The 26,576-nt window shown below is 41.5% G+C and carries 26 protein-coding genes; 13 read left to right on the top strand and 13 right to left on the bottom strand.

Features of this window, described 5'->3' with window-relative positions; genetic code table 11:
- Positions 1-225: 225 nt before the first annotated feature.
- A complete protein-coding gene (locus tag OFO01_RS04200) occupies positions 226-822 on the top strand; it encodes a hypothetical protein (RefSeq protein WP_270858937.1) in 597 nt (198 codons plus the stop codon).
- Between the two features lie 413 nt (positions 823-1,235).
- Here OFO01_RS04200 and cmoA read toward each other — a convergent pair whose 3' ends face one another.
- From cmoA to cmoB, 12 genes are all read right to left on the bottom strand, one after another.
- Positions 1,236-1,940: a carboxy-S-adenosyl-L-methionine synthase CmoA gene (gene cmoA / locus OFO01_RS04195; protein WP_270858936.1), complete on the bottom strand. Its 705-nt coding sequence runs from the start codon at positions 1,938-1,940 to the stop codon at positions 1,236-1,238.
- On the bottom strand, positions 1,930-2,850 hold the full coding sequence (locus OFO01_RS04190; RefSeq protein WP_270858935.1) for a bifunctional riboflavin kinase/FAD synthetase: 921 nt from the start codon (positions 2,848-2,850) through the stop codon (positions 1,930-1,932). The genes cmoA and OFO01_RS04190 overlap by 11 nt, the downstream gene beginning before the upstream one ends.
- Positions 2,832-3,347 (bottom strand): lipocalin family protein, encoded by a 516-nt coding sequence (locus tag OFO01_RS04185; protein ID WP_270858934.1) that lies wholly within the window; start codon positions 3,345-3,347, stop codon positions 2,832-2,834. Before OFO01_RS04185 ends, OFO01_RS04190 begins: the two co-directional genes overlap by 19 nt.
- Positions 3,348-4,052 carry a 23S rRNA (cytidine-2'-O)-methyltransferase TlyA gene (tlyA, locus tag OFO01_RS04180; RefSeq protein ID WP_270858933.1) on the bottom strand — a complete coding sequence of 235 codons (705 nt, stop codon included), beginning with the start codon at positions 4,050-4,052 and terminating at the stop codon, positions 3,348-3,350.
- On the bottom strand, positions 4,042-5,988 hold the full coding sequence (gene ligA, locus OFO01_RS04175) for an NAD-dependent DNA ligase LigA (RefSeq protein WP_270858932.1): 1,947 nt from the start codon (positions 5,986-5,988) through the stop codon (positions 4,042-4,044). The genes tlyA and ligA overlap by 11 nt, the downstream gene beginning before the upstream one ends.
- Before the next feature lies 1 nt (position 5,989).
- A complete protein-coding gene (gene kdsB, locus OFO01_RS04170; protein ID WP_270858931.1) occupies positions 5,990-6,703 on the bottom strand; it encodes a 3-deoxy-manno-octulosonate cytidylyltransferase in 714 nt (237 codons plus the stop codon).
- Positions 6,700-8,151 (bottom strand): threonine synthase, encoded by a 1,452-nt coding sequence (thrC, locus tag OFO01_RS04165; RefSeq protein WP_270858930.1) that lies wholly within the window; start codon positions 8,149-8,151, stop codon positions 6,700-6,702. Before thrC ends, kdsB begins: the two co-directional genes overlap by 4 nt.
- Positions 8,152-8,160: 9 nt before the next feature.
- Positions 8,161-9,009 carry an acetylglutamate kinase gene (gene argB / locus OFO01_RS04160; protein ID WP_270858929.1) on the bottom strand — a complete coding sequence of 283 codons (849 nt, stop codon included), beginning with the start codon at positions 9,007-9,009 and terminating at the stop codon, positions 8,161-8,163.
- Positions 9,010-9,023: 14 nt separating this feature from the next.
- Positions 9,024-9,965 (bottom strand): tetraacyldisaccharide 4'-kinase, encoded by a 942-nt coding sequence (locus OFO01_RS04155; RefSeq protein WP_270858928.1) that lies wholly within the window; start codon positions 9,963-9,965, stop codon positions 9,024-9,026.
- Positions 9,958-11,094, bottom strand: coding sequence for a DegT/DnrJ/EryC1/StrS family aminotransferase (locus tag OFO01_RS04150; RefSeq protein ID WP_270858927.1), 1,137 nt, complete (start codon positions 11,092-11,094; stop codon positions 9,958-9,960). The genes OFO01_RS04155 and OFO01_RS04150 overlap by 8 nt, the downstream gene beginning before the upstream one ends.
- Before the next feature lie 8 nt (positions 11,095-11,102).
- Positions 11,103-11,906, bottom strand: coding sequence for an NAD(+) synthase (gene nadE, locus OFO01_RS04145; RefSeq protein WP_270858926.1), 804 nt, complete (start codon positions 11,904-11,906; stop codon positions 11,103-11,105).
- A 163-nt stretch (positions 11,907-12,069) separates the two neighbouring features.
- Positions 12,070-12,963 (bottom strand): tRNA 5-methoxyuridine(34)/uridine 5-oxyacetic acid(34) synthase CmoB, encoded by an 894-nt coding sequence (gene cmoB, locus OFO01_RS04140; RefSeq protein ID WP_270858925.1) that lies wholly within the window; start codon positions 12,961-12,963, stop codon positions 12,070-12,072.
- 134 nt (positions 12,964-13,097) lie between these two features.
- Between cmoB and OFO01_RS04135 the strand changes: the two genes are divergently transcribed.
- From OFO01_RS04135 to OFO01_RS04115, 5 genes are read left to right on the top strand one after another with little or no spacing between them, the layout of a single operon-like run.
- Positions 13,098-14,186, top strand: coding sequence for a transglutaminase-like domain-containing protein (locus OFO01_RS04135; protein WP_270858924.1), 1,089 nt, complete (start codon positions 13,098-13,100; stop codon positions 14,184-14,186).
- Positions 14,183-14,506, top strand: coding sequence for an aryl sulfotransferase (locus OFO01_RS04130; RefSeq protein ID WP_270858923.1), 324 nt, complete (start codon positions 14,183-14,185; stop codon positions 14,504-14,506). Before OFO01_RS04135 ends, OFO01_RS04130 begins: the two co-directional genes overlap by 4 nt.
- Positions 14,499-14,774 (top strand): heavy-metal-associated domain-containing protein, encoded by a 276-nt coding sequence (locus OFO01_RS04125; RefSeq protein WP_270858922.1) that lies wholly within the window; start codon positions 14,499-14,501, stop codon positions 14,772-14,774. Before OFO01_RS04130 ends, OFO01_RS04125 begins: the two co-directional genes overlap by 8 nt.
- A gap of 8 nt (positions 14,775-14,782) precedes the next feature.
- On the top strand, positions 14,783-15,055 hold the full coding sequence (locus OFO01_RS04120) for a cation transporter (protein WP_270858921.1): 273 nt from the start codon (positions 14,783-14,785) through the stop codon (positions 15,053-15,055).
- A gap of 9 nt (positions 15,056-15,064) precedes the next feature.
- Positions 15,065-16,345: a M28 family peptidase gene (locus OFO01_RS04115; protein WP_270858920.1), complete on the top strand. Its 1,281-nt coding sequence runs from the start codon at positions 15,065-15,067 to the stop codon at positions 16,343-16,345.
- Here OFO01_RS04115 and nth read toward each other — a convergent pair.
- Positions 16,340-16,972 (bottom strand): endonuclease III, encoded by a 633-nt coding sequence (gene nth / locus OFO01_RS04110; protein WP_270858919.1) that lies wholly within the window; start codon positions 16,970-16,972, stop codon positions 16,340-16,342. The two genes, OFO01_RS04115 and nth, sit on opposite strands and share 6 nt — an antisense overlap.
- 77 nt (positions 16,973-17,049) lie before the next feature.
- Between nth and OFO01_RS04105 the strand changes: the two genes are divergently transcribed.
- From OFO01_RS04105 to OFO01_RS04075, 7 genes are all read left to right on the top strand, one after another.
- Entirely contained in the window at positions 17,050-17,859 is an 810-nt protein-coding gene (locus OFO01_RS04105) for a peptidylprolyl isomerase (RefSeq protein WP_270858918.1), read from the top strand.
- A 125-nt stretch (positions 17,860-17,984) separates the two neighbouring features.
- Positions 17,985-18,806, top strand: coding sequence for a peptidylprolyl isomerase (locus tag OFO01_RS04100; protein WP_270858917.1), 822 nt, complete (start codon positions 17,985-17,987; stop codon positions 18,804-18,806).
- Positions 18,807-18,826: 20 nt separating this feature from the next.
- Entirely contained in the window at positions 18,827-19,891 is a 1,065-nt protein-coding gene (gene fbaA, locus OFO01_RS04095) for a class II fructose-bisphosphate aldolase (protein WP_270858916.1), read from the top strand.
- Between the two features lie 9 nt (positions 19,892-19,900).
- The gene (locus OFO01_RS04090) at positions 19,901-21,184 is read left to right on the top strand and encodes a MotA/TolQ/ExbB proton channel family protein (protein WP_270858915.1); all 1,284 of its coding nucleotides are present in this window, start codon (positions 19,901-19,903) and stop codon (positions 21,182-21,184) included.
- The gene (locus OFO01_RS04085; RefSeq protein ID WP_270858914.1) at positions 21,174-22,184 is read left to right on the top strand and encodes an OmpA family protein; all 1,011 of its coding nucleotides are present in this window, start codon (positions 21,174-21,176) and stop codon (positions 22,182-22,184) included. Before OFO01_RS04090 ends, OFO01_RS04085 begins: the two co-directional genes overlap by 11 nt.
- A complete protein-coding gene (locus OFO01_RS04080; protein ID WP_270858913.1) occupies positions 22,171-23,151 on the top strand; it encodes a 1-aminocyclopropane-1-carboxylate deaminase in 981 nt (326 codons plus the stop codon). The genes OFO01_RS04085 and OFO01_RS04080 overlap by 14 nt, the downstream gene beginning before the upstream one ends.
- Positions 23,152-26,220: an Eco57I restriction-modification methylase domain-containing protein gene (locus OFO01_RS04075; RefSeq protein ID WP_270858912.1), complete on the top strand. Its 3,069-nt coding sequence runs from the start codon at positions 23,152-23,154 to the stop codon at positions 26,218-26,220. It abuts the gene before it with no gap.
- Positions 26,221-26,576: the final 356 nt, after the last annotated feature.

The following is a 26,576-nucleotide window of genomic DNA, read 5'->3' as shown; positions in this document are numbered from 1 at the left end:
AAATTTTAAATTCATAGATTGCTTCGAATTTGCTACGCAAATTCTCGCAATGACACTAGCGAGCAAATTTGTTTAATTTGTCATTGCGAGCGAGTGTAACGAGCGTGGCAATCTACGAGTTAAAAATTCCAAACGCCAAATTTGCGAAATTGAAATTCCATAAATTTACACATTATTATCAAAATTTGCGCTAGAATTTGGCTAAATTTCATAAAAAGGAAAGTTATGAAAAAGCTTTTTGTTTTTTTATTTTTGTGTGCTTCTTTATGGGGCAAAATCAACATAAACGACGCGACTAGATACGAGCTAATGACCATTGGTGGGCTTGATGCGGGCAGGGCGGACATGCTCATAAACTACCGCAAATCGCGCGAAATCACAGACGAAAACCAGCTAAAAAATATAACCGGTTTTGGCGGTTATGATACGACTAGGCTCGCGCAAAATTTTGATTTGCAAGCCTTGCCAAAGCCAGAGCCTACCCCAGAACCTAAAAAAGAGAGCGAACAAAACATAATCATAATCCAACCAGAAAAAAGGGTCTATGTAAATCACCCGCCAAGATACCGCTACGAACAGAATTTCGGCAATGGTATCACTATCATAGAAGAGGGCAATCTACGACGCAGACCACTACCGCCGCGCTACGAGGAGCACCGAGGGCGCCGCTTTGGCGCGCATGAGCAAAACAGAGTCGCCAAACCTGCGCCCGTGCCACAGCATCTCACCACGCAAAGAGCTAAGAGCTCCCAAAATAACTGCGTCATGCGAAATGGAATTTGCATAAGTGGCGAAGTGCGCGCCAAAGGCGTGTGGAGATAGGCTATCTGGCTTAAATTTTAAAATGATCGGAATTAAAAAGAGTTTGAATTTCTTTTTTTAATTCTAGGTCGCCGAAGTTTTCTTTTATCGCTTCGCTTAAATTTGGCGTGGTTTTGCTTAAATTCGCCTTTATGATTTTATCGTTTTCTTTGATTTTTGCTAGGCTTTCATGCCCTAATTTTTCGCTCGTGCTAGAAAATACATAAGGCTTGCCACTATGCTTGCGAAATCCAGGCTCTGCGACATTTAAAAACCGTTTGGTGGTAGGCTTAAAGCCATAGGCGTCTAGCTTGCTATTTGAAAAGTTATTTTACAGATTTAAGTCGCTTAAATTTTAACCTTCCAAAATGCTACAAATTTTGCAAAAGACAAATTTTCGGGGCAGTGTTTGCGAAAATAAAGGCGAAATTTGCCTATTTTCTCGCCATGAAAACAGCGAAATTCGCCCATTTAAAGATAATTTCCACGCTGGCAAATCCGGCATTAAGCGCGAGTGTTTTGTTCTCGCTCTCTGTGTATGGGATCAGCACATTTTCGAGCGCTTTGCGCTTTTGGGCGATTTCGAACTTCGAATAGCCTTGATTTTCTTTGTAATTTTCGTAAATTTCAATCATATTTTTGCTAAGCGTTTTATCCTCATAAACGAGCTTTTCAGCGAAAATCAAAACCCCATTTTCGCCCAAATTTTCATAAATTTTGCGCATAAATTCTGCCCGTTTTATCGGGCGAATAAACTGCAAAGTGTAGTTTAAAATCACGGCGTCAAAGCCCTTAAAATCGCACTCTAAGATATCTTCGCACGAAAATTTTATCTGCGCGCCAAAAGCAGCGGTTTTTGCCGCGGCGATTTCTAGCATTGCTTCGGAGTTATCCACGCCAAAAAGCGCTAAATCAGGGCGCATTTGATACAAGCTAAGCAAAATCCCAGCCGTCGAGCAGCCAAGGTCTATGGCTTTGGCACCCTGAGCCAAAATCCGCGCCAAAAGCTCGCAAACAAGCTCGGAGCTTTGCTTGTAAAACGGCACCGAGCGCGCGATCATATCGTCAAAGACGCTAGCGACGCTTTTGTCGAACTCGAACTGCTTTTTTATCGGCGTTTTGAAAATTTCATCTTTCATATTTGTTTCCTAAAATCTCCCTAGCAAGGGCGATATCGCTTGAAATTTGTGCTTTTAATTCGCTTAAATTTGCAAATTTTTTGTTTTCGCGGATAAATTTGATAAATTTCACGCTAGCGCTCTTTGGCGTGAAATTTGCGCCAAACTCCCCTAAAATGTGCGTTTCTATGGCGAAATTGCTATCCGTGCTGACTCTGTGCCCTATAAAAGATACGCTTTTGTAAATTTTGTTTTTTACCCTGCATAGCGTGGCATAAACGCCATGTTTTGGCATATAAAACTCGCTAGCATCTAGATTTAGCGTCGCAAACAGCTCCTTTGCGCCAAGGCCTTGACCGCTGATGACTTTGCCAGAGATTTCATACTCCCTCCCCAAAAACTGCGCCGCCTTCTCGCACTCGCCAGCGATTAAAAACTCTTTGATTAGCCTCGTATGCACGCCCACACCGTCGATTTTAAACTCGTCGATTATGAGCGTTTCGCCAGCGAAATTCGCGCGCAAAAACTCTGCGTCGCTGGCTCTATTTTTGCCAAATTTAAAATCATTTCCGACTACGATTTTTTCTAAATTTGGAAAATTTGCGTTTAAAAGCGCGATAAATTCGGCTCCGCTTAAATTTTTCACCTTAGCTAAATCGCAGTAAAAAATCTCTTTTTCACAAATTTGGCTAATTAGGCTAGGTGGCGTGAGTTTGGGCGCAGTATCGGCGATGACTATGATTATGCCGCCATGCTCACCAAGAGCATCAAATAGCTTTTGATGAGCCCTGTGAAATCCGTCGAAATTGCCGATAGCAAGGGCTTTAATCTCGCTTTTTTTCGCTCCATTTAAATTTAGAAATTTCTCGTTTTCGCCAAATTTGGCTAGGATTGAAATTTCGCTAGGCTCACTCATTTTTGCTTCGTCCATACGATTTTTTGGGTGTCATAGCCACTTTCTTTGGCTTTGTTTAGGTAGATATTTTTGATGAGTTCGGGCATGGTTTTGGTGCGCGAAAGCATATAAAGCTCGCCTGTGTTTTCGCCAAAAACGAGCGCGTAGCTGTAATCCACATCGGTTTGAGCGACGCTAAATTTAGCATTTTTTATCATACCTTTGCGAACTAAATTTCCCTCGGATTTTTTGCCCACAAAGGCTAGTTCTTCGCTAGATAATTTGATTTTTCCGCTTTGGCTTTGGGCTGATTTTAGCATATTTATCGAGCCGTTTTTATCGACGAAAATCTCGTAAGCTGTGTTTTCTAACTCGCCTGTAAAGCCCTTGATATGGGCTATCTCATACCAGCCACCGCAAAATTTAGCTATGTCAAAATCCCGCGTGATAGGCGCGTTTGGCGAAATGCTTTTGGCGCACGCCCCTAGGAAAAATATAGTTAAGGTTAAAATTAAAATTTGCTTAAATTTCATCTATTCTCCTTTTTTATAATGATAGAAAAACTCCTGATTTCCCTCTTTGCCTTTGATTTGACAAGGGAGTTTTTGTATCATTATAAGCCCCATTTTAGCGCAGTTTAACTCAAATTTCGCCATTGCTTGCTCTACTAGCTTTTGATTTTTTATGACGCCTTTTTTATCTCGTTTTGCGCCCACGCCGACCTCGAATTGCGGTTTGAAAAGCAAGATTATATCGCGCGAAGCAAGGCGCAAAATGCTAGGCAAAATTTTCTCAATCCCGATAAAGCTGACATCGCAGGTGATTAGCTCAAAACTCGTTTGGCTCTCAAACTCCCTGATATCGGTGTTTTCGCGCACGATTACACGCGGATCGTGGCGCAAGCTATCATCTAGCTGTGCGCTTCCCACATCAAGGGCTACGACCTCGCTTGCGCCGTATTTTAGCAAAATTTGCACAAATCCGCCCGTCGATGAGCCAATATCTAGGGCGCGCACGCCCGCGATATCAAGCGCGCACTCATCTAAAAATCCCTTTAATTTTAGCGCGCCACGGCTTACGAAAATTTCGTCTGTCGCGCTAATCTCGCCACTTGCTACTTCGGCTGATACCTTGTCGCAAATTTCGCCATTTAGCAAAATTTTGCCCTCTTTAATGAGATTTTGGGCTTTGTTTCGGCTGATTTTTAGAGCCTGGGCCACGAAACTATCAAATCTCACGCGCCATTTCCTCGAACTCATCTTCGCTTAGCGTGCGCACGCCAAGGGCATTTGCCTTATCTAGCTTGCTTCCAGCCTCGCTTCCATAAATCACAAAATCGGTTTTGGCTGATACTGAGCCCGAAACCTTTGCGCCCATTTGCAAAAGGCAGTTTTTGATCTCGTCTCTGGGGCGCGACATGGTGCCAGTAAGCACGATAGTCTTGCCTGTAAAGGTGGTTTGCGTGGTTTTGCTCTTAGAAATTTGCGGATTTATGATTGTGATTAGATTACGAATTTTTTCTTCGTTTTCGGCGCAAAATTCGCAAAAACTCTTCGCCATAGCCTCGCCAAAATTTTCTAAATTTAGCACCTCTTCATAGCTAGCGTCTAGCCATTTCTCGCCGAAACTCTCGGCGATTTTGCGCGCTGCGACCTCGCCTATATGCTCGATACCAAGCCCGCTGATGAAGCGATAAAGCTGCGCGCCCTTGCTCGAATTTATAGCGTTTAAGAGATTTGAAATTTTTTTATCTTTAAAGCCTTCAAGCCCCACAAAATCAGCTTCGCTAAGCGCGTAAATATCGGCGATTTCGTTAATTTTACCAAGGCTATGAAGCAGGGTAATCGTAGCCTCGCTTAGCCCTTCTATATTCATACATTTTTTCGAGCAAAAATAGATCAAAGCCCCTACAATCCGTGCTTTGCAACTCAAATTTTGACATTTTATCAAAGCACCCTCATCTAGCAGACCACCGCCACATACAGGACACGCGCTAGGGCGAGTTATGGGCGTTTGCGAGCCGTCTCTGCGCCCAGCAAAGACGCTTGTGATTTTTGGGATTACATCGCCGCTTCGTATAATTCCCACAAAATCGTTTTTCATCAGCCCTAAACGCTCGATTTCATCGAAATTATGAAGCGTAGCGTTGCTGACATTTGCTCCGTCGATATTGACGCTTTCGACCACCGCCACAGGGGTGATTGCGCCCGTTCTGCCTACTTGCAAAACAATGTCTTTTAGCCTTGTAACCTTTTCGATAGCTGGGAATTTATACGCTACCATGAAACGCGGAAATTTCACGGTGTATCCCAGCAAATCGCACTTTGCGACATCGTTTATGCGAAGCACCATGCCATCTAGCATCAAATCTTTTTTATCGCGCAGGGCGTGCAAATCCTCGTAAGCCTTGCGGATTTCATTTGCACTCGCGCAAATTCGCCTAAAATCGTCCCTCTTAAAACCAAGACTTCGCACAAACTCCATAATCTCGCTATGGCGCGTGAAATTTAATCTATGCTCGCCCACCCCCCAAGGTATAAATTGAAGCTTTCGCCTTGCTACGACCGCGCTATCTAGCTGGCGAAGGCTTCCAGCTGCGGCGTTGCGCGGGTTTGAAAACAGCGCTTCGCCATTTTGCGCGCGCTCATCGTTTAGAGCGTCAAAATCGCTTTTAGCAATCAAAACTTCGCCACGAATTTCGATTTTTTCGTTATATGGGATTTGAAGCGGGATAGATTTTATCGCTCTTGCATTAGCGGTTACATTTTCGCCGATTTTGCCGTCTCCGCGCGTGGCAGCAGAGATTAAAATGCCGTCTTCGTATGTGAGATTTAGGCTCGCTCCGTCAAATTTCGGCTCGACATAAAATTCTAAATTTGCCTTTTCTCCACGCCCAAGCCACGCCAAAAGTTCGCCATCGTCAAAAATATCCTCCATAGACCACATTTGCGCGCCGTGAGAAAGCTTTTCGAAACCCTCGCTAAGCTCGCCTCCGATACGCAAAGTAGGGGAGTATGGCAAAATTTGCTCTGGGTGGGCGCGCTCGAAGATTTCGACCTTGCTATATAGCGTGTCATATTCTTCATCGCTAGCGATTGGATTATCTTGTGTGTAATACGCTCTTGCCCATAAATTCAGGGTTTGCACTGCCTCTTTGTATTCGTTAAAATCCATTTTATTTCCCAAAAATTTTCAGCGCTTTTTCATAATCTTCTTGCGTGTCGATTCCGACGCTGTTTGTAGCAATTTGCAACATTGCGATTTTTTTGCCAGCACTTAGGGCGCGAAGTTGCTCTAATTTCTCGGTATTTTCTAGCACGCTAGGCGGTAGGGCGCAAAATTCGCGCAAGGTTTTTGCGCTATACGCATAAATGCCAATATGCCCCAAATAATCCTTGAATTCGGCTCTTGGATAAGGTATCGGCGCGCGTGAAAAATAAATCGCAAAGCCGTGGTTGTCTAAAATTACCTTGACCAAATTTGGATCTTGCACGCTTGTGGGGTCGATTTTTTTGTAGCAACTAGCCATAAATGCGCCATTTTTTATCGCGCTGGTGGCAAATTCTTTAAATTTAATTAAATTTTGTGTCTCAAAAAACGGCTCGTCGGCTTGAACATTGATTAAAATTTCATCATCGCTTAAATTTGCGTTTTTCACGGCTTCGTTTATGCGGTCAGTCCCGCTTTGGTGGTTTTCATCTGTCATGACGGCGCGAAATCCGTAATCCTTAGCAATTTGCAGGATTTTTTCATCATCTACCGCGATTAGCACATTATCGACTTTCGCGGCGTTTTGCGCTGTTTTGATAAACATCGGCACACCGGCAAATTCGCATAAAATTTTGTTTTTAAACCTAGTTGAGGCTAGGCGGGCAGGTATTATAATCATAGTTTTATCCAATCAATAATCGTGTTTTTAATCTCGTTTTGCTCGATTATGCTCGTGTGAATTTCAGGGCTGGCAAAAAGGCGTGAAATTTGCGCTGGAATATCGCTTTGAAACTCTTTTGAAAGCGCGATCATATCGGCTTTTTCGTCTTCGCATGGGCGAGATTTTATCGCTTTTATCATTGACGGAGTAAATTTTATCCATTTCGCCGTAGAAACGATAAGTGTCGGTGTATCGCCACCTAAAAGTTTGAAGCAGTTTGCAGTGTGTGGGTCGATGAGACGGCCACTACCGCTAGCTTCTTTGATAAATTTCGAGCACTCATCATCGCTTGTGAAATCAGCCTCAAATTCGCTTTGAAGCTTAGTAAGCTCATCTTTGCTAAGGGCGTAGAATTTATCTTGCGCAAGGCTAGCCATAAGCTCTTTTGTGCGTTTATCGCCGAATAAATCAGCCAGCACACGCTCGACATTTGAACTAATTAAAATGTCCATTGCAGGGCTAATCGTGCTAATTAGCTCCCTGCCACGCAAATCGTAAATTCCAGTTTTGATTAGATCAGTTAGGATATTGTTTGCGTTGGAGGCGATTTTGATTTTGCCGATATTTGCCCCCATTTTTTTGGCGAAATACGCACCTAGGGCGTTGCCGAAATTTCCGCTTGGTACGATTACATCAAATTTATCGTGCGCGCTAAATTTTGGATTTTTGCTAAATTGCACGCTAGCGTAAATGTAGTAGATGATTTGAAACAAAATTCTGCCGAAATTTACAGAATTTGCCGCACTTAGGCAAAGATTATTAGCTTTTAGCTCGTTTTTGAAATCATCATCGCTAAGTAGCGATTTTAACGCTCTTTGCGCGTCGTCGAAATTCCCTTTAATGCCTAGAATTTTTAAATTTTTGGCTGATTGTTTTACCATTTGTTGGCGCTGAATTTCACTTGTGCCACCTGCTGGATATAGACATACGACCTTGATATTTGGGTCGTTTGCAAATGTTTCAAGCGTAGCTGGGCCAGTATCGCCACTAGTAGCGCAGATTATGAGGTATTTTTCATTTCTTTGCGCCGCTAACTCGCCAAGAAGCGCGCCAAATGGTTGCAACGCCATATCTTTAAAAGCAAGTGTCGGGCCGTGATAAAGCTCCAAAATATAGGTGTTATCGTTAAATTTAGAAATTTCAAGTGGCAGGGCAGGGTTTTCGAAACTATCATACCTAGCAAGAGCGGTTTTGAAAACCTCCGGCGAAATGTCGAAATCTAGGGCTTTTATAAGCTTTAAAGCTATTTGTTTGTAGCTAAGCTCTTTGCACTCGCTCCAAAATTCAGGTGTAAGTTTAGGCAACTCGCGCGGTGTATAAAGTCCGCCAAATGCAGCACTTGGGCTTAGTAGTGCGTCACTAAGTGTGGCGCTTGCGCTAAAATCTCTTGTGGAAACTAATTTCATAAATTCTCCTTATCTAATCAAACTTCCGATACCAGTATCAGTGAAAAGCTCTAATAAAAGCGAGTGTGGGATTTTGCCATTTATTATGTGAGCGGCCTTGGTGCCTGTGTTTATACACTCCAAGCAAGCATCGATTTTAGGTATCATACCGCCACTAATCGTGCCGTCTTTTTTCAAAGCCGAGATCGAATTTTCATCGAGTTTGCTAATGAGTTTGCCCTCTTTATCTAGCACGCCGTCGATATCGCTTAGAAAAATCACTTTGTCGGCTTTTAGGTAGCTAGCGATTTTGCTAGCGCAAAGATCTGCGTTTATGTTAAAGCTGATATTTTCGTCATTTTCGCCCCCGGCAAGTGGCGCGATGACTGGCAGATAGTCGCGATCTAGCAAATCATAAATGACTTTCGTATTCACATCTGTGATTTCGCCTACGAAGCCGTATTTTTCGCGGTCTAAAAATTTCGCCCTCAAAAGTCCGCCGTCCTTACCACTAATGCCTATGGCAGGGGTTCCGTTTTGGTTAAGAAGCGCGGTGATTTCTTTATTTACAAGTCCGCTTAGCACCATTTCGGTTACTTCGATAGCTTCTTTGCTTGTTACGCGCAAACCATCGCAAAATTCGCTTTTGATATCCAGTAAATCGAGGGTTTGGTTGATTTTTTTGCCGCCACCATGCACGACGATGACCTTGATACCAACCATGTGCAAAAGCGTGATATCACGGGCGAAATTTAGCTTTAAAACCTCGTCGGTTTGGGCTGCGCCGCCGTATTTGATGACGAAAATTTTATCGCGAAATTTGCGGATATAAGGTAGGGCTGAGATGATAATTTCTGCAATTTGACTTGATTTTATCATTGTTTTCTCCAAATTTAGTGGTTTAGTTTGCTAGCAATATAGGCTTTGATTTGGTTTTTGAAATTTTCGCTAATCGTGGTTTTAAGCTCTATTACGCTGGTATTTAGCCCGAAATTTTCGAGCTTGACGAAATCTTTGGCGGTGCAAATGATATGCGTGGCGCTAGATTTAGCTAGTAAATTTTGAATTTCATCTTTTGTAAAATCATAGTGATCTGGGAAATAAAAACTAGCTTTGGCGTGTTTTTCAAACTCTTTTAGGCGCCATGGCTTGGCAATTGCGCTGATTAAAATCGTATTTTCCTTATCGGTGTGTGGATTTGGGAAATTTGAAATTTCGCTCGTGGATTTTATATCATCTATGCTAGGGATAAAATCTGCGAATTTGTAGAAATTTGGCGGATAGCGATAGCCAGCAACCGGCAGCGGCAAGGGCAAAAGTGGCGAATCGCTAGGGCGCAAAACAATCTCAAATTTTTCTATATGAAATTTAGAAAATCCATCGTCTAAAATCACGAGAGCAAAGCCATCTTTTTTGGCCTGCATTATGGCATTTTCGCGGTTTTCGCTCACAAGAACGCTTGCGTTTTTTAGTGTTTTGGCATAGAGCATGGCTTCATCGCCACTGGTTTTTATGTCGCATAAAATTTCGCCATTTTTCGCTACATATTGCAGTCCGTGGCTTTTGCGGCCGTATCCGCGCAGTATTATGCAAGTAGGAATCTCAGGGCTAAATTCTGTAAAAATTGCCCCCACAAGCGGAGTTTTACCACTTCCGCCAAGGGTTAAATTTCCCACGCTTACTACTGTTATGCCATAATCTTTGGGTTTAATTAGGGCGCGCCTAATCATCTGAATAAAGCCAAAAATGATTGAGAGTGGAAGCAAAAAAAATGAAATTATAAGCCAAATAACGCCTGGATCGTATAAATTTTTTTCGAGCCAAATTTTAAACACGGCTTCTCGCAATTTCTATAATTTTTTCGCAGATATACGCCACATCGTCATCGCTAAGTGAGGCATAAATCGGCAAAGATAAAATTTGCTGATAATTTTTTAGCGCATTTGGGAAGTCATTGACTTTGTAATTATACTTGGATTTGTAGTAGCTCAGCAGGTGCAGTGGCACATAGTGAAGCCCCACATCAATGCCCCTAGAAATCATTTCGCGCGCGAAATCATCGCGGTTTTTGTCGATTTTGATGATAAATTGTGTATAAATATGCTCCGCGCTATCGGTAGGAAGCTCGATATGAGGGCAATTTTCCAAGGATTTCCTAAACATTTTTGCGATATTTTGGCGACGCTTGATAAAACTATCTGTTTTTTCTAGTTGCGATAGCGCAAATGCCGCATTTATCGAGTTTAAATCGTATTTTTGACCGATACGATCTACATTGTAAGTAAAGCCTAAATTTCCGTCTTTATAAAACGCTTCGCCCACGATTCCGTTATTGCGCAAAATTTTGGCAGAATTTGCCAAACCTTCGTTGTTTGTGACGAAAAATCCAGCCGTAGAGATTGCGTCTTGGGCTTGTGGATTTATCTGAAAGCACGAAAACAGCGAGTTTTCAAACGAGCCGATTTTTTTGCCCTTGTATGTAGCACCTGTGGCCCTAGAAGCGTCATCTATGATAGTGATATTTTCTTTTTTGGCGATTTCGTAAATCTCGTCCATATCTGTTACGAGCCCAGCTGTATGCGAGATAAAGGCGCATTTTAGCTTTTTGTGTCTGTTTAGCTCGATAGCTTTTGAAAAGCTTTCGGGGGTGATATTAAAGGTGTTGGTATCGATATCTACGAATATCGGCTCAGCATCAAAATGCCTAATAACTGCCGCTACATGCGGAAATGAATTGACTGAGCATAAAATTCTATCTCCGCGCTTGACACCGAGTGTGCAAAGTGCAAGATGAAGCGCAGTAGTGCCACTAGTAGTGGAGATTGCGTAATTCACGCCAAAATACTCACAAATTTTATTTTCAAAAATTTCTGAGTATTTTATTTGTGGATTGTGAAGGGCATTTAGTATAAGCGATTCTTCTTTATCATCAACCTGCGCTTTAAAAAAGGGTATTTGCCTCATGTGAAATCCTAAGCATTAGGATCTACTTGTGCTACATTTGGCATGCGTAATTTAAAGCTATTTTTTATCATTCTATTTGTGATAAATTTGCATAAATCAGCGTTGTGATTCGAATCAAGCAAGTATGCTAAATCATCTTTTGTAATCTCTTTGCCGCCTCTAATTTTTTCGCGAAGTTCAGGGCGAGAGAAGATATCTCTAAGCACGCTATCAAGGATATCATAGCTATATCCAAGCTCTCTTTCGTCGCTTTGATTTTCCCATAAATCTGCGCTCGGAGTTTTTGCGATTATGTTTTCATTGATTGTAAGTGCTTCGGCAAGTTTGCTTACTTTTGTCTTTAAAATTTCACCGATTGGGTTAAAGGCACACGCTAAATCACCATAAATCGTGCTGTATCCTAGCATTCTTTCGCTCAAATTTGTTGTTCCAACTACGACCGCGCGGTGTTTCGCACTGTAATCATATAATAATCCCATGCGAACTCTTGTCGCAAAATTTCCAGTTCTTAGCTTGTCTGCGCCAGTATCAAGCGAAGCGAAAGCCTCCATAAATGGGGCGATTTCTTGGATTTCGTAGTCTATACCAAACATATCGCAGTGCTCGATTGCATCGCCTAAATTTGCTAAATTTGAGCTAGGCATAGGCATGATTAGGGCGTGAGTTGGGATCTCTGTTAGGGCGCATAACGCCGATACTACGGCACTATCAAGTCCTCCGCTGACTCCGACTACGAAAGCGTCTGCTCCTGTTTTTTCAAGTTCTGTGGCCAAAAAATCGGTCAAATATGGAATTAAATTTTGAGCGTTCATAGAAAACCTTTGTAAATTATAAACTAAACTTTTAATTCTACCAATATTAAACTAAAATTAAGCTTTAAAAAAGAGAGAAAAATTTGATTAAAATTTATGATTTATTTGCAAATTTTGCCAAATTTAACAAAATACGCAAAATTATTTGTAAAATTTTGCGTATTTACAGGCTGATTTTGACATAGACTCGTTTCGGGGCAGGGTAACCCTCGATAGTGAGATTTGGGTTTTTTGGATCTAGGAAATTTTCCAAGCTCTGGCCGTCAATCCACTCGGTTTTTCGCTGTTCGTTAAAATCAGTTTGTTTGGTTTCTAAAATTTCAAAATTCTTAAATTTCGCCCTTTCGCACCAGTTGCTAAGTGCGCCGATAGTGGGCACGAAGTAGATATTTGAGATCTTAGAATACCCGCCCTTTGGCGTGAGCGCGAAATCCCCGTCCATATCTATATACATTGTATCTAAAATCACCTCGCCACCGCTATTTAGCGCAGATTTGAGCTGTTTTAGCATAGAGATAGGATCTGAGCGATGATAAATCACGCCAAGGCAGAAAATCGTGTCAAATTTCGCCCCATAAAACGGCAAATGCTCCACGCCAAGCGGCTCGAAAATCGCCTGCGCTCGCATAAAATGCTGTAAAAACAAAAATTGCAGATAAAATAGCGCGCTAGGATCAAAGCCTGTAACGCTATGCGCGCCAAGGCCTAGCATACGATACATATAATAACCATTATTGCACCCCACATCTGCGACATTTTTGCCCGCCAAATCGATATGCCCCCCTAAAAGATTAAATTTGATGAAGCTTTGCCACTCGCTGTCGATAAAAAGCTCATTTAGCACGAAAGGTCCCTTGCGCCAAGGTTTTAGCGATAGTGCGATTTGCCTGATTTGCTTCATTTGCTCTTCATTTGCGTCAAATTTCGCACTTATAGCATCGCCAAAACTCACCTTGCAATCAAATTTTGGCAGTGCCTTAATCGCGCCTAAAATTTCAGCGTTTTGAGCGTTTTCTAGTTTTTTTAACATTTCGTTTTTTATGGTAGTTAAATCCATTTTTTACCCTAAATTTCATAAATTTTGCGCCATTTTATCAAAGCAAATTTAAAAAAGCAATTTTAAAGCATTAAAAGGATAAAATCTCTGCCTTTTAGAGCCAAGTTTGGTTAGATTATTCAGGAATTTTTCAAATGAAAAGACGAGATTTTTTCAAATTTAGTAGTATTTTAGGTGTCGCTAGCTTCGCTCCTAGCGTGGTTTTAGGTGCAGATACGATTGCTAGCGAAGCTGCAAAAAAAACGCGCAAATTTAGCGTTAGTTTAAAACACGCTATCAAAGAGGTCGGCAAAGAGAGCAGGGTATGGGTCCCGCTCGTGCTTCCTAGCGATTTTCAGCAGGTCATTTCGCACTATAAGGTCGGCTCAAACGCAGTGGAGAAATTTATCACTGAGGGCGAAATTCCGACATATTATGCGAAATTTAGCGGAAGCGAAACTCCGATACTTGATATCAGTTTCGATGTGCAAACCACAGAGCGAAATACCGATTTTTCGAAGGTAAATTTCAACGAAAACGAAAAATTAGCCCCCGAAATTGCCAAATTTTTGCAGCCAACTACGCAAATTCAAATCGACGGCGTGGTGAAGCAAAAATCAGATGAAATCGTGGGAAATATCAAAGGCGATTTAGAAAAGGCTAGGGCGATTTACACCTGGGTGGCAAACACCATGGAGCGCGATAACAGCGTGCTTGGGTGTGGGCTAGGCGATGTGAAGCAAATACTTAGTAGCGGTAAATTAAGTGGCAAATGCACCGACATAAACTCAGTTTTTGTGGCTTTGGCGAGGGCTGCTGGGATACCTGCGCGCGAAATGTTTGGTATCCGTGTGGGCGCGTCGCGTTTCTCATCTCAAATGGGCGCAGCACCCAAAGATGATGGATTTAGCCATATTTCAGGCGGACAGCATTGCAGAGCTGAGTTTTATCTCAAAGGATATGGCTGGATTCCAGTAGATCCTGCCGATGTCACCAAGGTCCGCCTAGGCGAAAAACTCACAAACGACGACCAAAAAATCGCGCAAATCCGCGAATATCTCTTTGGCAACTGGGAGATGTGCTGGATAGGGTTTAATTACGGCAGAGATTTCACGCTAAGTCCGCGCCCAGCGCAATTTCCGATAAACAATTTCGGCTATGTTTATGGCGAAACGGACGGACAAACGCTAAATTATTACGACCCGAAAGAATTTAGCTACGATTATAAAAGTCGCGAAATTTGAGTAGGCTAAAATTTATCGTTCTAGCGATTGTAAGCGCATTTATGGCGACTTTGTGCTGTTTGCCGGCGCTTTTGTTTTTGCTTTTTGGGGTGAGTTTTTCGGCACTTTCCTTTGCGGACGAGTTGGCGAGATTTCGCCCCATTTTTACGGCGATTTCCATTGTTTTTTACATTGTGAGCCTCTATTTTGTGCTATTTCGCAAAAACTCATGCGTTATCGGCGCAGGTCGCAAAAAATGGTATTTTATTTACATTTTAAGCGGAATTTTGATATTTTTACTTCTATTTTATCCTGAAATTTTAGGGAGATTTTATGCGTAAAATTTTACTTTTATCACTCGTTTGTGGCGCGCTTTTTGCACAGCGCGAAATCGAAATCCAAGTCGGAAAAATCCATTGCAACCTATGCGCAGCTTCGATTAAATTTGCCTTGCAAAAATGCGAGGGGGTAATTAGCGTCGAGGCCAAAGAGGGCGAGAAAAAGGCGGTCGTCATCGCCGAGGATAGCGCCGATACGAACGCTATGATCGAGGCTTTGAAAAACGCAAAATACGAAAAAGCCAAAATTTTAAGTATTAAACAAAAATAAGGAAATTTATGCGTAAAATTTTACTATTATTTGCCCTTGTTAGCGCGGTTTTCGCCGATAGAGAGATTGAAATTTATGTAGAGAAAATACACTGCCCGCTCTGCACGCAAATGGTGAGAAAGGCCCTAAGCGAGTGCGAGGGCGTAATCAGCGCGCGCGTGGAGTTAGCAACTAAAACAGCCAGCGTGCTAGCGCGCGATGATGCCGATACAAAGGCAATGCTTGAAGCTATCGCAAAGACCACTTACGAGGGCAAAATCGTAAGCGATAAGCGAAAATAAGGCGAAAAAATGCAAAAAGTTATGAGTTATTTTAGGCAAATTTGCGAAATTCCGCACCTTAGCTATGAAACCGAAAAACTGCGCGATTTTTTAGTGGAATTTGCTAAAAAGCACGAATTTAGCGTAGAAGTTGATAGTGCCGGAAATATTTATGCCATAAAAGGTGAGCCACAAATTTGCCTGCAAGCGCATTATGATATGGTTGGCGTAGGGCTTGCGCCGCAAATCGAGCTAGTAGAGCAAGACGGATTTTTAAGCGCGAAAAATTCATCGCTTGGGGCTGATAACGGAATCGGTGTAGCAATTATAATGGCGATGATGAGCGAATTTAGCGATTTTGAGGCAGTTTTCACAAATAACGAAGAAGTGGGGCTTTGGGGCGTTAGAGAATTTAACGCAGAGATAAAAAGCAAAAAAATGCTAAATTTGGACAGCGAAGATGAAAACGAAGTCATAATCGGGTGCGCAGGAAGTGCCGAAATTCGCGCTATTTGCGACAGCGCGCGCGAGAAAAAAAGTGGCTTTTGCTATGAGATTTTTATCGATGATTTTCCGGGCGGTCATAGTGGAATCGAAATTCATAAAAATTTGCCAAACGGGGTTAAATTTTTAGCCGAATTTGTCGCTAAAAACGGCGGTAAAATCGCCGAATTTAGCGGTGGTGAAAGGGCAAATTCAATCCCTGCAAAAGCTAGTGTGACTGCAATTTTTAAAAATGAAATTTCAAATTTTCCAAATTTTATTAAACATAAATTTTTAGGGTTTAAAGAATGCGAAATTTACGAAAATTCGGACAATATTTTAAATCTCATTTGCGAATTTAAACAAGGTGTTAGGGATTTTAACGATGAGTTAAAACTGCCACAAACTAGCATAAATTTATCTTTGGCTGGTGAAAAAAACGGCAAATTTGAACTTTTGTTTTACGCTAGATCGATGAGCGAAAAGGGCTTAAAAGGGGTGAAATATCAAACCAAAATGTCGGCTGAGAATTTTGGCTTGGAATGCGTTTTTGGCGAAACTAGCCAGCCTTGGCAACCGCAAATTAGCGAATTTAGCGAATTTATATTAAAAAATTTGCAAAAATTTGTGCCAACTGCGAAGCTTAGTGCCGTTCATGCCGGGTTAGAGTGTGGCGTTTTTATCACAAAAGATAGCGCTATACAGGCGGCTTCGATTGGTCCAAATATCACTTCGCCACACAGCACGCATGAAAAAGTCGAGCTAAAATCGGTCGAAAAAATCCTAAATGCCGTGCGAGAGATAATGACAAACACGCAAAATTTATAAAATTTTATCCTTACTTTTGCAAAGGTGCGATAAAAAGCACTCTTTGCACTGCGGTTTTACCGCCTTGCAAGTGTATCGTCCAAATAATACCAAAGCTTGGTGCAGATAGTTTAGATCGCTTACAAATGCCTTTGTAAGGTCGTTTTCGGTTAGTTCTGGCGTTTTTGCGCTTGAAAGTCCAAGCCTGTGCGAAACGCGAAAAACATGGGTATCCACGGCGATAAAATTCGCCCCACAATGCTCGATTAGCACGACATGGGCTGTCTTTTGCCCGACCCCTGCAAGGCTTTTTAAATCCTTTTCATTTAGCGGGATTTCGCCACCGAAATTTTCCACCACAGACTTTGCCATTTTGATTAAATTTTGCGCTTTGTTATTAAAAAAACTGCACGAATTTATCAGCATTTTAACTGCGGCCAAATTTGCATTTGCGAGCGAGTGTATGTCAGGAAACTCCCTAAATAGCGCAGGTGTGATTAAATTTACCCGTTTATCGGTGCATTGCGCGCTAAGCATAACGCAGACGATTAGCTCGTATAAATTCCTAAATTTAAGCTCGGTTGTGGGCTCGCCAAAATGCTCTAACAATAAATTTTTGATTTCCAAAATATCTTTTTTCGTTCTCATGCCCTTATTTTACACAAAATTTTTGATTATTAATCGCTTTTTGGCTATAATCTCGCATTTTTTTACAAGGAATTTTAATGAAAAAATTACTATTTTCAGCCCTAAGTTTAGCAGCGGCAGTAAGCCTAAATGCGACAGTTTTCGCCACAGTTAATGGCGCGCCAATCACAGAGGCCGAGGTCGCCCCGCACATAGCAGCACTTGGCAAAGATCCAGCCGCACTTACCAACCAAGAAAAACAAATGGTGCTTGCAAGAGCGGTTGATATCGAAATTTTAGCCTCTGAGGCTAAAAAAAGTGGCGTTACAAATCTACAAGAATACAAAGACGCCCTAAAAGCAGCACAAGATAGAATCGCTATCGAAATGTATCAACACCAACTATCAAAGCAAATCAAAGTAAGCGACGCTGATATCGCTAAATTTTACAACGAGAACAAATCTGCTTTCGTCGAACCAGCCGCTTTGTTGCTATCTAATATCACAGTGGATAAAAAGGCCGAAGCTGACGCGATTATCAAAGAGCTAAAAAACACAAAAGCCGACGCTTTGGTGAGCAAATTCGAAGAGCTTGCGGTAGCTAAATCAATCGTGCCTGAGGCCAAACAAACCAAAGGTCATCTTGCATGGGTTACCCAAGAAATGATGCCAAAGGCGTTTTGGGACGCTTCAAGCAAGCTTAAAAGAGGCGCTATCACGCAAACCCCTATCAAAACTGATTTAGGCTATCATATCGTGCTCAAAGAAGACGCCAAACTTCAAAAACAGCTTAGCCAAGACGAAGCCAAGCCTTTTATCGAAAATTTAATCAAAGGCCAACAAGCAGGCGCTGCATTAGAGCAAAAACTACAAGAACTTCGCAAAAGCGCGAAGGTAGAAGTAAAATAAATTTCACTTCAATTACACTGACCCGCTCATAGATACGCGAAAATGCGTATCCTAAGGCGGGCAAAATTTTAATCATTAACCAGCTTTGGCTATAATCTTGCGATTTTTTTTACAAAGGAATTTAAATGAATAAATTAGTTTTTTCAGCACTTAGTTTAGCTGTGGCCATGGGCCTAAATGCGACAGTTTTAGCGACTGCTAATGGCAAAAACATCACAGAAAACGATGTTATTCCATTTCTAGTAGCCCAAGGCATAGCTCCACAACAATTCGCTTCACTGCCAGCAAACACCAAAAAAGATATCTTAAACCGCGTTATCGCTAGAAAACTTGTCGTAGAACAAGCTAAAAAAGCAGGCGTTATGAACGACGAAGTTTATAAAAAAGAGTTAGAGTTCCAAAAAGACAACCTAGCTGTGCGCGTATGGCAATCAAAAGAGGCCAAAAAAATCAAAATCAGCGACAAAGAGGTTCAAGACTTTTACAACAAAAATAAAGCCAAATTTGTAAATCCAGAACTTGCCCAAGTTCGCCATATTTTGGTCAAAACAGACGCCGAGGCAAAGGCTGTGATTGATGAGCTAAAAGGGCTAAATGGTGGTGCGCTAATCACTAAATTTAGCGAAATCGCAAAAGCCAAATCAATCGAGCCAGCCGCTAAACAATCAGGTGGAGCACTACCAGCATTTCCAAAAGAGGGCGCTATGGTTAAACCTTTCGCAGACGCTGCATTTGCGCTAAAAAAAGGTGAAATTTCAAAAACTCCTGTTAAGACAGAATTTGGCTACCATGTAATCTTAAAAGAGGATCAAATCGCAAAACGCCAAGTCCCAGTTAGCGAGGTAAAACCTCTAATCGAAGGCTCAATCCGCCAAGAAAAAGCAGCCGCAAATTCAGAAAAATTGGCGCAAGATCTGCTTAAAAAAGCAAAAATCGAATACAAATAATCTTAAAAAAGGGGTGCAAAATGGGTGTTTTAGATGTAGTTAAAGCTGGTGTATTATTTGGCGATGATGTTAGCAAGCTCTACAAATATGCGCAGAGCGAGGGTTTTGCAATCCCTGCTGTAAATGTCGTAGGAAGCCACTCGGTAAATGCTGTCTTAGAGAGCGCCAAAAAGGCAAACTCTCCTGTGATTATCCAATTCAGCAATGGCGGAGCGAGTTATTATGCGGGCAAAGAGTGCGAAAACGGCGCGATTATGGGCGCAGTCGCAGGTGCTTTGCAGGTGCATTTGCTAGCTAGGTATTATGGCGTGCCTGTGATTTTACACACTGACCACGCAGCGCGCAAACTGCTTCCTTGGATTGATGGATTATTAGAGGCAAGCGCAGGGTATAAAAAAGCGCACGGCGTGCCACTATTTAGCTCTCACATGCTAGATCTTAGCGAAGAGAGTTTGGAAGAAAATTTAAGTACTTGCGAAAGCTATCTTAAAAAGATGAGCGAGCTAGGAATTTCCTTAGAAATCGAGCTTGGCGTAACAGGTGGCGAGGAAGATGGCGTGGATAATACAGGCGTGGATAACGCGCTTTTATACACGCAACCAGAAGATGTCGCGCTTGCGTATGAAAGACTTAAAAAAATCAGCGATAATTTCTCGATTGCAGCGAGCTTTGGCAATGTGCATGGCGTGTATAAACCGGGAAATGTCGTGCTTCGCCCTGAAATTTTGCGAAATTCGCAAAAATTCGTGCAAGAAAAATTTGGCTTAAATGACGCCAAACCTGTAAATTTCGTATTCCACGGCGGCAGCGGTAGCGAGATCAAAGATATCAAAGACGCTGTAAGCTATGGCGTAGTCAAGATGAATATCGACACCGATACGCAGTGGGCATTTTGGGACGGCGTGAGAGAGTATGAGCTCAAAAACAGAGCATACTTGCAAGGTCAAATCGGAAACCCAGAAGGCGAAGATAAACCAAACAAAAAATACTACGACCCTCGCAAATGGCTAAGATGTGGCGAGGAAAGTATGGTAAAAAGATTGCTTGTCGCATTTGAAAATTTAAATTGTATAAACAAAAACTAAGGCAAATTTATGGAAAAAACAACAGAAATTTTAGATTTAACGCTTCCAGAAAATCCAGAGCGCTCACTACTTGGCGTTTATCTGAAAATCGTGTTTGTTCCTGTGGTGATTTTCGCCATATTTTTGCTAGGATTTTTGAAGGTAATCAACTTCAAAGTTGAGCTTCACTCGATTGTAATGATGGGCTTTTTGCTCATCATTGCGCTATTTTTGGCTAGGCATAATGCTGAATTTGGCTGTTTGAAATTTCAAAATAGTATCGAAAATTTCAAAACCGAACTCAAAAACTACATCGTCGAAAATCTCCTTAGCATAGGGGCTAAGAAAAAGTCCGACGCTAAATTTGAAAATTTCGTAGATGAATATTCGCGCTCGCTTCGCAATGACAACTACGCCTCTGTCGCGGTGGGTGTTTTCCCAATGCTGGGAATTTTGGGCACATTTATCAGCATTGCGATTTCTATGCCAAATTTCTCATCATCAAATATCGCAAATTTAGAGACCGAGATTGCTGGGCTTCTAGGTGGCGTTGGCACGGCGTTTTATGTGTCGATTTATGGTATTTTTCTGGCGCTTTGGTGGATTTATTTCGAAAAAAAGGGAATTAGCAAATTCGAAAGATTGCTTTTAAAATACAAAAACGCCACAAAAAACTTTTTTTGGAGCAAAGAGGAAATCACGCAAAGCTACCTTAGCGAGATACTTGATCGCAACGCCGAGGTTTCGCGCTCCTTCATGGTTATGGCTTCAAATACCCTTAGCGATAGCCTAAATGTCGCAATCGATGAAAAAATGCAAACACTTCAAGGCATAATTGACGCCGAACAGCGCGCCCTTGCGCTAACCACAAGCGAATTAGAGCGAGCCAACGAAATGATACTAAATGCCAACCTAACTCACGGCGAAATTAGCAAAAATTTCGATCAAATTTTATCGTCTTTAAAGGCCGTTACGAGCAATATGGTCGAGATCCAAAACGGCATTTCAGCGGGATATTTGAGCTTTTCGAAATCATCTGAGCAAAAAAGCGCAAATCTGCAAACCAGCGCAGACGCCCTAAATCAGGCAATCGTAAATTTTACCTTGCAGATCAAATCCCTAAACGAAAATATACTAAGCGAGCAAATTAACGCAAGAGAGAGCTTTAAGGCAAGTTTTAAAGAGCTAAATGACGAAATCAAATCGCTTTTCGATTCTAGCTTAGGCAAAAATACAAGCTCAGAGGGTATCATCGACGAGCTACGCAAAACGCTTCAAAGCATAGACGAAAAAGAAAACCAAAATGAAGAGTAAAACCAGCGAAAAAGAGACCTTTTGGATAGCTTACGCTGATTTAATGGCGGGGCTTTTGTTTGTCTTTATTTTACTAATCGGCGGGATTATCGTCAAATACTATTTGGTGCAAGACGACCTCAAAGCCCAAACCAGCGAGCATGAAAAGACTATGGTCGCACTTCAATCCTCGCAGAAAAAATCAGCCGAATTAGAGGCTTTAAATAAGATTTTTTCCGAACAGCTTGAAAAGCTAAATGTCGAAAACACCGACCTTCGCAAGCAAAATTCGATCTATTTTATCCAAATCGAAGATCTAAGCGCCATGGCAGAAAAACTCAAAAAAGAGAATTTCGACATTAGCGAGCTTTTGAAAAACACTCGCACCGAAGCTACCGAAAAAGAGATAAAAATCGCGTTTTTGCTCGATCAGCTAACCCAAAAAGAGAGCGATTTCAACAAAATTTTGCACGATTTAAATGTCACCAAAAACCGAATTCGCAACCTAACCGGTCAAAAGGTCAAACTAATTGCCGAACTTAAAGAACGCTTAGGTGGCAAAATCCGCATAGATAGCGAGAGCGGGGCGATGACGCTAAACTCGTCCGTGCTTTTTGACAAGGGTTCAAGCGAGCTTAAAGATGGTAGCAAAGAGAGTTTCAAAACCGCGCTAGAAGGGTATTTTAGCGCGCTTATGGATAATGACGAGATCAGAAATAGCCTAGATCAAATCATCATCGAGGGCCACACAGACAGCGACGGCGGGTATTTATACAACCTAGCCCTTTCGCAAGAGCGCGCGCTAGCGGTGATGAATTTCATAAACGAGTGGAACAAAGACGAGAGATTGCAAAAATACCTAATCGCAAGCGGTCGCAGTTATTCTCAGCCTGTGCTAACTGACGGCGTCGAGGACAAAGACGCAAGCCGTCGAATCGAAATCAAATTTACGCTTAGCAACAAAGAGGCTATGGAAGAAATCCGCAAATTTTTGGAATTTGACGCAAATGCGACAAGATAGCTTTGGCGGGGCGCAATACTCGCGCGAGCTTTCGCAGCGCGCCATAATCTCGCCTGAGTTTGAAGTCCATTTGCGCGAAGTAGAAAAGGCGCAAAAAACAGGCGAAATTTCGCTACAACCCCCACAAATCCAAAAGATAAAAATCGAAAATTTTAGCTTTGCAATTTTGCGTGATGATTTGATTGGGATTTTTAACGGCAATAAAGCAAGGAAACTCCAATCCCTGCTCGGTGCCGATTTGCAGGGCATTTCAAAGATTGTAAGCTTTGGTAGCTCGCAATCAAACGCTATGTATAACGAAAGCGTTTTTGCCCGCATAAAGGGGCTTAAATTTCAGTTTGTCATCTCGCATTTAAGCGAAAATTTAAGTGCGTGTCCGTGCGGGAATTTCGCCGCCGCACTCGCCAATGGCATGGAGATTTTCGTGGCGCAAAATCGCCGTGAATTCGCACTTGACCTTTGCGATGAGAGCACGATTTTTATCGAAGAGGGCGTTGCGCAGGGCGAGGCTGAGGCTGGATTTATCGCGCAGGCTAAATTTATCGAGGAATATGCGCGCGAAAATGGGCGAGAATTTGACATTTTTTTGCCTAGTGGCACTGGCACGAGCGCGGCGTATCTAGCCAAACACAGCCGTTTTCGCGTCTTTACCACGCCTTGCGTGGGCGATTGCTCGTATCTGAGAGAGCAAATACTAGCCCTAGATCCACGCTCGGGCGTGCAAATTTTGCCCCCGCCACGCAAATTTCACTTTGGCAAACCTTACGCCGAACTTTATGAAATTTGGGGAAAAGCCCACGCGCAAACCGGCATAGAATTTGATCTAATCTACGACCCCGTTGGGCTTCTCACGCTTTTAGCTAACCGCGAAAAATTCACAAACGAAGTCCTATATATCCACCAAGGCGGAATTCTCGGCAATATCTCGCAGCTGCAAAGATATGAGTATAAATTTAAAAGGAAATAAATGGCACTTTTCAAAGAAAAAATCGTCAAAGAACAAAAGCAAGATGAAAAAACTCTAAACGAACGCTACGAAAATTTTCTCAAATTTCAAGCCAAAATCGACGCCATAAAAGGCTACAAAGAAGAAGAGTATCAGACCGATTTTTTGCACGATATTTTTGAGGCTTGCCTTGGATACACGCTCAAAACGAGCGATCCACAAAATTTCAATCTCCAACGAGAGAGCAAAAACGAAACCGACGGCAAAAAGGCTGACGGCGCAATCCTAGGCGCAAACAGCGAAGTCATCGGCGTCATCGAGCTAAAAGACCAAAAAACACACGATTTGGACAAAATCGAAAATCAAGCCTTTAATTATCACAATTCAAACTCAAAAAGCCGTTATATCATCATCTCAAATTTCGATGAAATCCGCCTGTATATCGACAAAAAAACCGCTTATGAAAAATTTAGCCTTTTTACTATGACACGAGATGAATTCGAGCTTTTTCACCAAATTTTTTGCTTCGAAAATATAAATTCGTTTAAAACTATTGATTTGCGGGACAAAAGCGAGAGTTCTGATAGAGAAATTTCAAAAAGACTTTACGCTGATTTTAGTGAATTTCGCCTAAAACTCTTTGAAAACGCCATTTCAAACAATCAAAATTTAGACAAAAAGCAAATTCTTAGCCTAGTGCAAAAATTCTGCGACCGCATAATTTTTGTCCTTTTTGCCGAAGATTATGGACTTTTGAAATCAAATTTTGTCGCAGACATTAACACCGAGTGGCAAAATCAAAAATTTACCGATTTTAGCCTTTATGAAATTTGGCAAAAATATTTTGAAGCTATTGACAAAGGAAATCAAAAACTAGGTGTTGAAAATGGCTACAACGGCGGACTTTTTGCCACTGATGAGACGCTAAATTCGCTAAAATTTAGCGATGAAATTTTACAAAGCTATATCGCCAAACTCTCAGCCTACGACTTCGCTAGCGATATTGGTGTAAATATCCTAGGTCATATTTTCGAGCAAAGCCTAAGCGATTTAGAAGAGTTAAATTCGCAAATAATCGGCGAAAAATTTGAAAAAACAAACTCCAAACGCAAGAAAGACGGCATTTTCTACACACCTGAATACATTGTGAAATTTATCATTAGCCAAACGCTAGGGCAGATTTGCGAAAATGAAAAGTCAAGGCTAAATTTGCACGAAATCGCAATCCCAAAAAACCCAAAACGCCTTAGCAAAGTAGAAACGCAAACGCTAGAAAATATCCGTGCTTATAAAGAATTTTTGCTTGGTTTAAAAATCATCGACCCTGCTTGTGGAAGTGGAGCATTTTTAAACGGGGCTTTGGATTTTCTCATTAACGAACACAAAAATTTAGATAAATTTCGCAAAATTTACGAAAACGAAGCTTTGCCGTTATACGACATAGAACCCCAAATTTTAGAAAACAACCTTTTTGGCGTGGATATTAACGCTGACGCTGTGCAAATCGCCAAACTCTCGCTTTGGCTCCGCACCGCGCAAAAAGGGCGAAAACTCACGGATTTATCGAATAATATAAAATGCGCAAATTCGCTTTTAGATTTTCCGTTTGATTTCAAATTCGACATTGTCATCGGCAATCCGCCCTATGTCCGCCAAGAGATGATAAAAGAGCAAAAACCGCACTTGCAAAAGCTTTACAAAGCATATTGTGGCACGGCTGATTTGTTTGTGTATTTTTATGAACTGGGGCTAAATTTGCTAAAAAACGGCGGTTTGCTAGGCTTTATCTGCTCGAATAAATTTTTCCGTGCTAGTTACGGGCAAAATTTGCGCGAATTAATACTACAAAATTCGCAAATTCTCGCAATCGCCGATTTTAACGGCGTTAAAGTTTTCGATGATGCCACCGTCGATAGTGCCATTACGATTTTACGCAAAAACGGAGCAAATTCAACTTTGTCATTGCGAGACCACGAAGTGGTCGAAGCAATCCAGAGAAATTCCGATTATCTCGCCACTTCAAAAACGGCTAACGCCGTGCTGGATTGCTTCGACGACAAGTCGTCTCTCAATGACAGCGCACAGTCTGTCATTGAGAGCGAAGCGAAGCAATCTACGAGCGAAAACAACCCAAATCCAAATTCGCAAAACTCAGAATTCAAACTCTACTCCCCAAATTTGCAAGATTTTGCGACCCTGCAAACTGCGAATTTAAAAGCAAGCGGTTTTATCTTCTTAAACCCGCTCGAAGCAAATCTCAAAGCCAAAATCGAACGCCTTGGCACACCGCTGAAAGATTGGGATATAAACATTAATTATGGCATTAAAACAGGCTTAAACGAAGCTTTTATTATAGATGAAGCGACCCGCACCGAAATTTTGAGTGGTTGCGAGAGCGTAGCCGAGCTTGAACGCACAAAAGCGATAATCAAGCCAATACTTCGTGGGCGAGATATTAAACGCTACACATACTCGTGGGCGAAAATTTATATTATCGGCACATTTCCTGCCCTGCATTTAGATATTGACGAATTTCCAAGCCTTAAAAATTATTTGTCTAAATTTTTACCACAAATCGAACAAAGTGGTGAAAAAGGGTGTCGCAAAAAGACAAGCAATAAATGGTTTGAAACACAGGATAATATTGCGTATTGCGCTGAATTTGAGAAAGAGAAAATTTTTTACAACGAAATCGGCACAAGTATTGAATTCGTTTTAGATACTGACAAATTTTATTGCAATAATAAATGTTATTTTATAACATTAAAAAATTCAAATTTGCAAACAATAAAATATTTTCTAGCTATTTTAAATTCGAAAATTTTGCAATTTCTATTCAAATTTAAATTTAATTTCGGTGGTGGTAAAGGCGTAAATAATTTTAGCGATATTTCTATCCCAAAAATTTCAAAAGAAAAAGAAGCAGAATTTGTGAATTTAGTGGATAAAATTTTAAAAATCAAAAACCAAAACGAAATTTCTAGGGACGATGAAATAATGCTAAAAGTTTTAGACAAAGAGCTAAATTCGCTTGTTTTTGCACTTTATGATTTGAGTGCCGACGAAATCGCCTTAATCGAAAACTCCTAATTCTCGCAATGCCCAATCTGTCATTGCGAGAAACGGCGCAAGCCGTTTCGTGGCAATCTACGAGCATAAATAATCCAAACGCAAATTTCGTGTCATTGCGAGAAAACGAAGTTTTCGAAGCAATCCAGTAAAATTTAGAGAGAATTTGAATTAATCAAAATTTATCTGAATTTCCCTGGATTGCTTCGCTGGGCTCGCAATGACAGCAAAAACACACGCTTTAAATTTTAAACTCGTAGATTGCTTCGCTTTCTGCGAAAGCTCGCAATGACAAGTCAAGGTAAATTTTGCATAATCTGTCATTGCGAGAAACGGCGCAAGCCGTTTTGTGGCAATCTACGAGCCAAAATTACCAA

This window comes from Campylobacter sp. JMF_01 NE2 (assembly GCF_027737365.1).
GTDB lineage: Bacteria > Campylobacterota > Campylobacteria > Campylobacterales > Campylobacteraceae > Campylobacter_B.
Note: the sequence above shows the minus strand (reverse complement) of the source record. Positions and strands in the feature narration are given on the sequence as shown.

Coding starts and splice junctions, on each gene's coding strand:
- OFO01_RS04200 (WP_270858937.1), top strand. CDS start 226: ATGAAAAAGCTTTTTGTTTTTTTATTTTTGTGTGCTTCTTTATGGGGC.
- cmoA (WP_270858936.1), bottom strand. CDS start 1,940: ATGAAAGATGAAATTTTCAAAACGCCGATAAAAAAGCAGTTCGAGTTC.
- OFO01_RS04190 (WP_270858935.1), bottom strand. CDS start 2,850: ATGGACGAAGCAAAAATGAGTGAGCCTAGCGAAATTTCAATCCTAGCC.
- OFO01_RS04185 (WP_270858934.1), bottom strand. CDS start 3,347: ATGAAATTTAAGCAAATTTTAATTTTAACCTTAACTATATTTTTCCTA.
- ligA (WP_270858932.1), bottom strand. CDS start 5,988: ATGGATTTTAACGAATACAAAGAGGCAGTGCAAACCCTGAATTTATGG.
- kdsB (WP_270858931.1), bottom strand. CDS start 6,703: ATGATTATAATACCTGCCCGCCTAGCCTCAACTAGGTTTAAAAACAAA.
- thrC (WP_270858930.1), bottom strand. CDS start 8,151: ATGAAATTAGTTTCCACAAGAGATTTTAGCGCAAGCGCCACACTTAGT.
- argB (WP_270858929.1), bottom strand. CDS start 9,009: ATGATAAAATCAAGTCAAATTGCAGAAATTATCATCTCAGCCCTACCT.
- OFO01_RS04150 (WP_270858927.1), bottom strand. CDS start 11,094: ATGAGGCAAATACCCTTTTTTAAAGCGCAGGTTGATGATAAAGAAGAA.
- nadE (WP_270858926.1), bottom strand. CDS start 11,906: ATGAACGCTCAAAATTTAATTCCATATTTGACCGATTTTTTGGCCACA.
- cmoB (WP_270858925.1), bottom strand. CDS start 12,963: ATGGATTTAACTACCATAAAAAACGAAATGTTAAAAAAACTAGAAAAC.
- OFO01_RS04135 (WP_270858924.1), top strand. CDS start 13,098: ATGAAAAGACGAGATTTTTTCAAATTTAGTAGTATTTTAGGTGTCGCT.
- OFO01_RS04125 (WP_270858922.1), top strand. CDS start 14,499: ATGCGTAAAATTTTACTTTTATCACTCGTTTGTGGCGCGCTTTTTGCA.
- OFO01_RS04120 (WP_270858921.1), top strand. CDS start 14,783: ATGCGTAAAATTTTACTATTATTTGCCCTTGTTAGCGCGGTTTTCGCC.
- OFO01_RS04115 (WP_270858920.1), top strand. CDS start 15,065: ATGCAAAAAGTTATGAGTTATTTTAGGCAAATTTGCGAAATTCCGCAC.
- nth (WP_270858919.1), bottom strand. CDS start 16,972: ATGAGAACGAAAAAAGATATTTTGGAAATCAAAAATTTATTGTTAGAG.
- OFO01_RS04105 (WP_270858918.1), top strand. CDS start 17,050: ATGAAAAAATTACTATTTTCAGCCCTAAGTTTAGCAGCGGCAGTAAGC.
- OFO01_RS04100 (WP_270858917.1), top strand. CDS start 17,985: ATGAATAAATTAGTTTTTTCAGCACTTAGTTTAGCTGTGGCCATGGGC.
- fbaA (WP_270858916.1), top strand. CDS start 18,827: ATGGGTGTTTTAGATGTAGTTAAAGCTGGTGTATTATTTGGCGATGAT.
- OFO01_RS04090 (WP_270858915.1), top strand. CDS start 19,901: ATGGAAAAAACAACAGAAATTTTAGATTTAACGCTTCCAGAAAATCCA.
- OFO01_RS04085 (WP_270858914.1), top strand. CDS start 21,174: ATGAAGAGTAAAACCAGCGAAAAAGAGACCTTTTGGATAGCTTACGCT.
- OFO01_RS04080 (WP_270858913.1), top strand. CDS start 22,171: ATGCGACAAGATAGCTTTGGCGGGGCGCAATACTCGCGCGAGCTTTCG.
- OFO01_RS04075 (WP_270858912.1), top strand. CDS start 23,152: ATGGCACTTTTCAAAGAAAAAATCGTCAAAGAACAAAAGCAAGATGAA.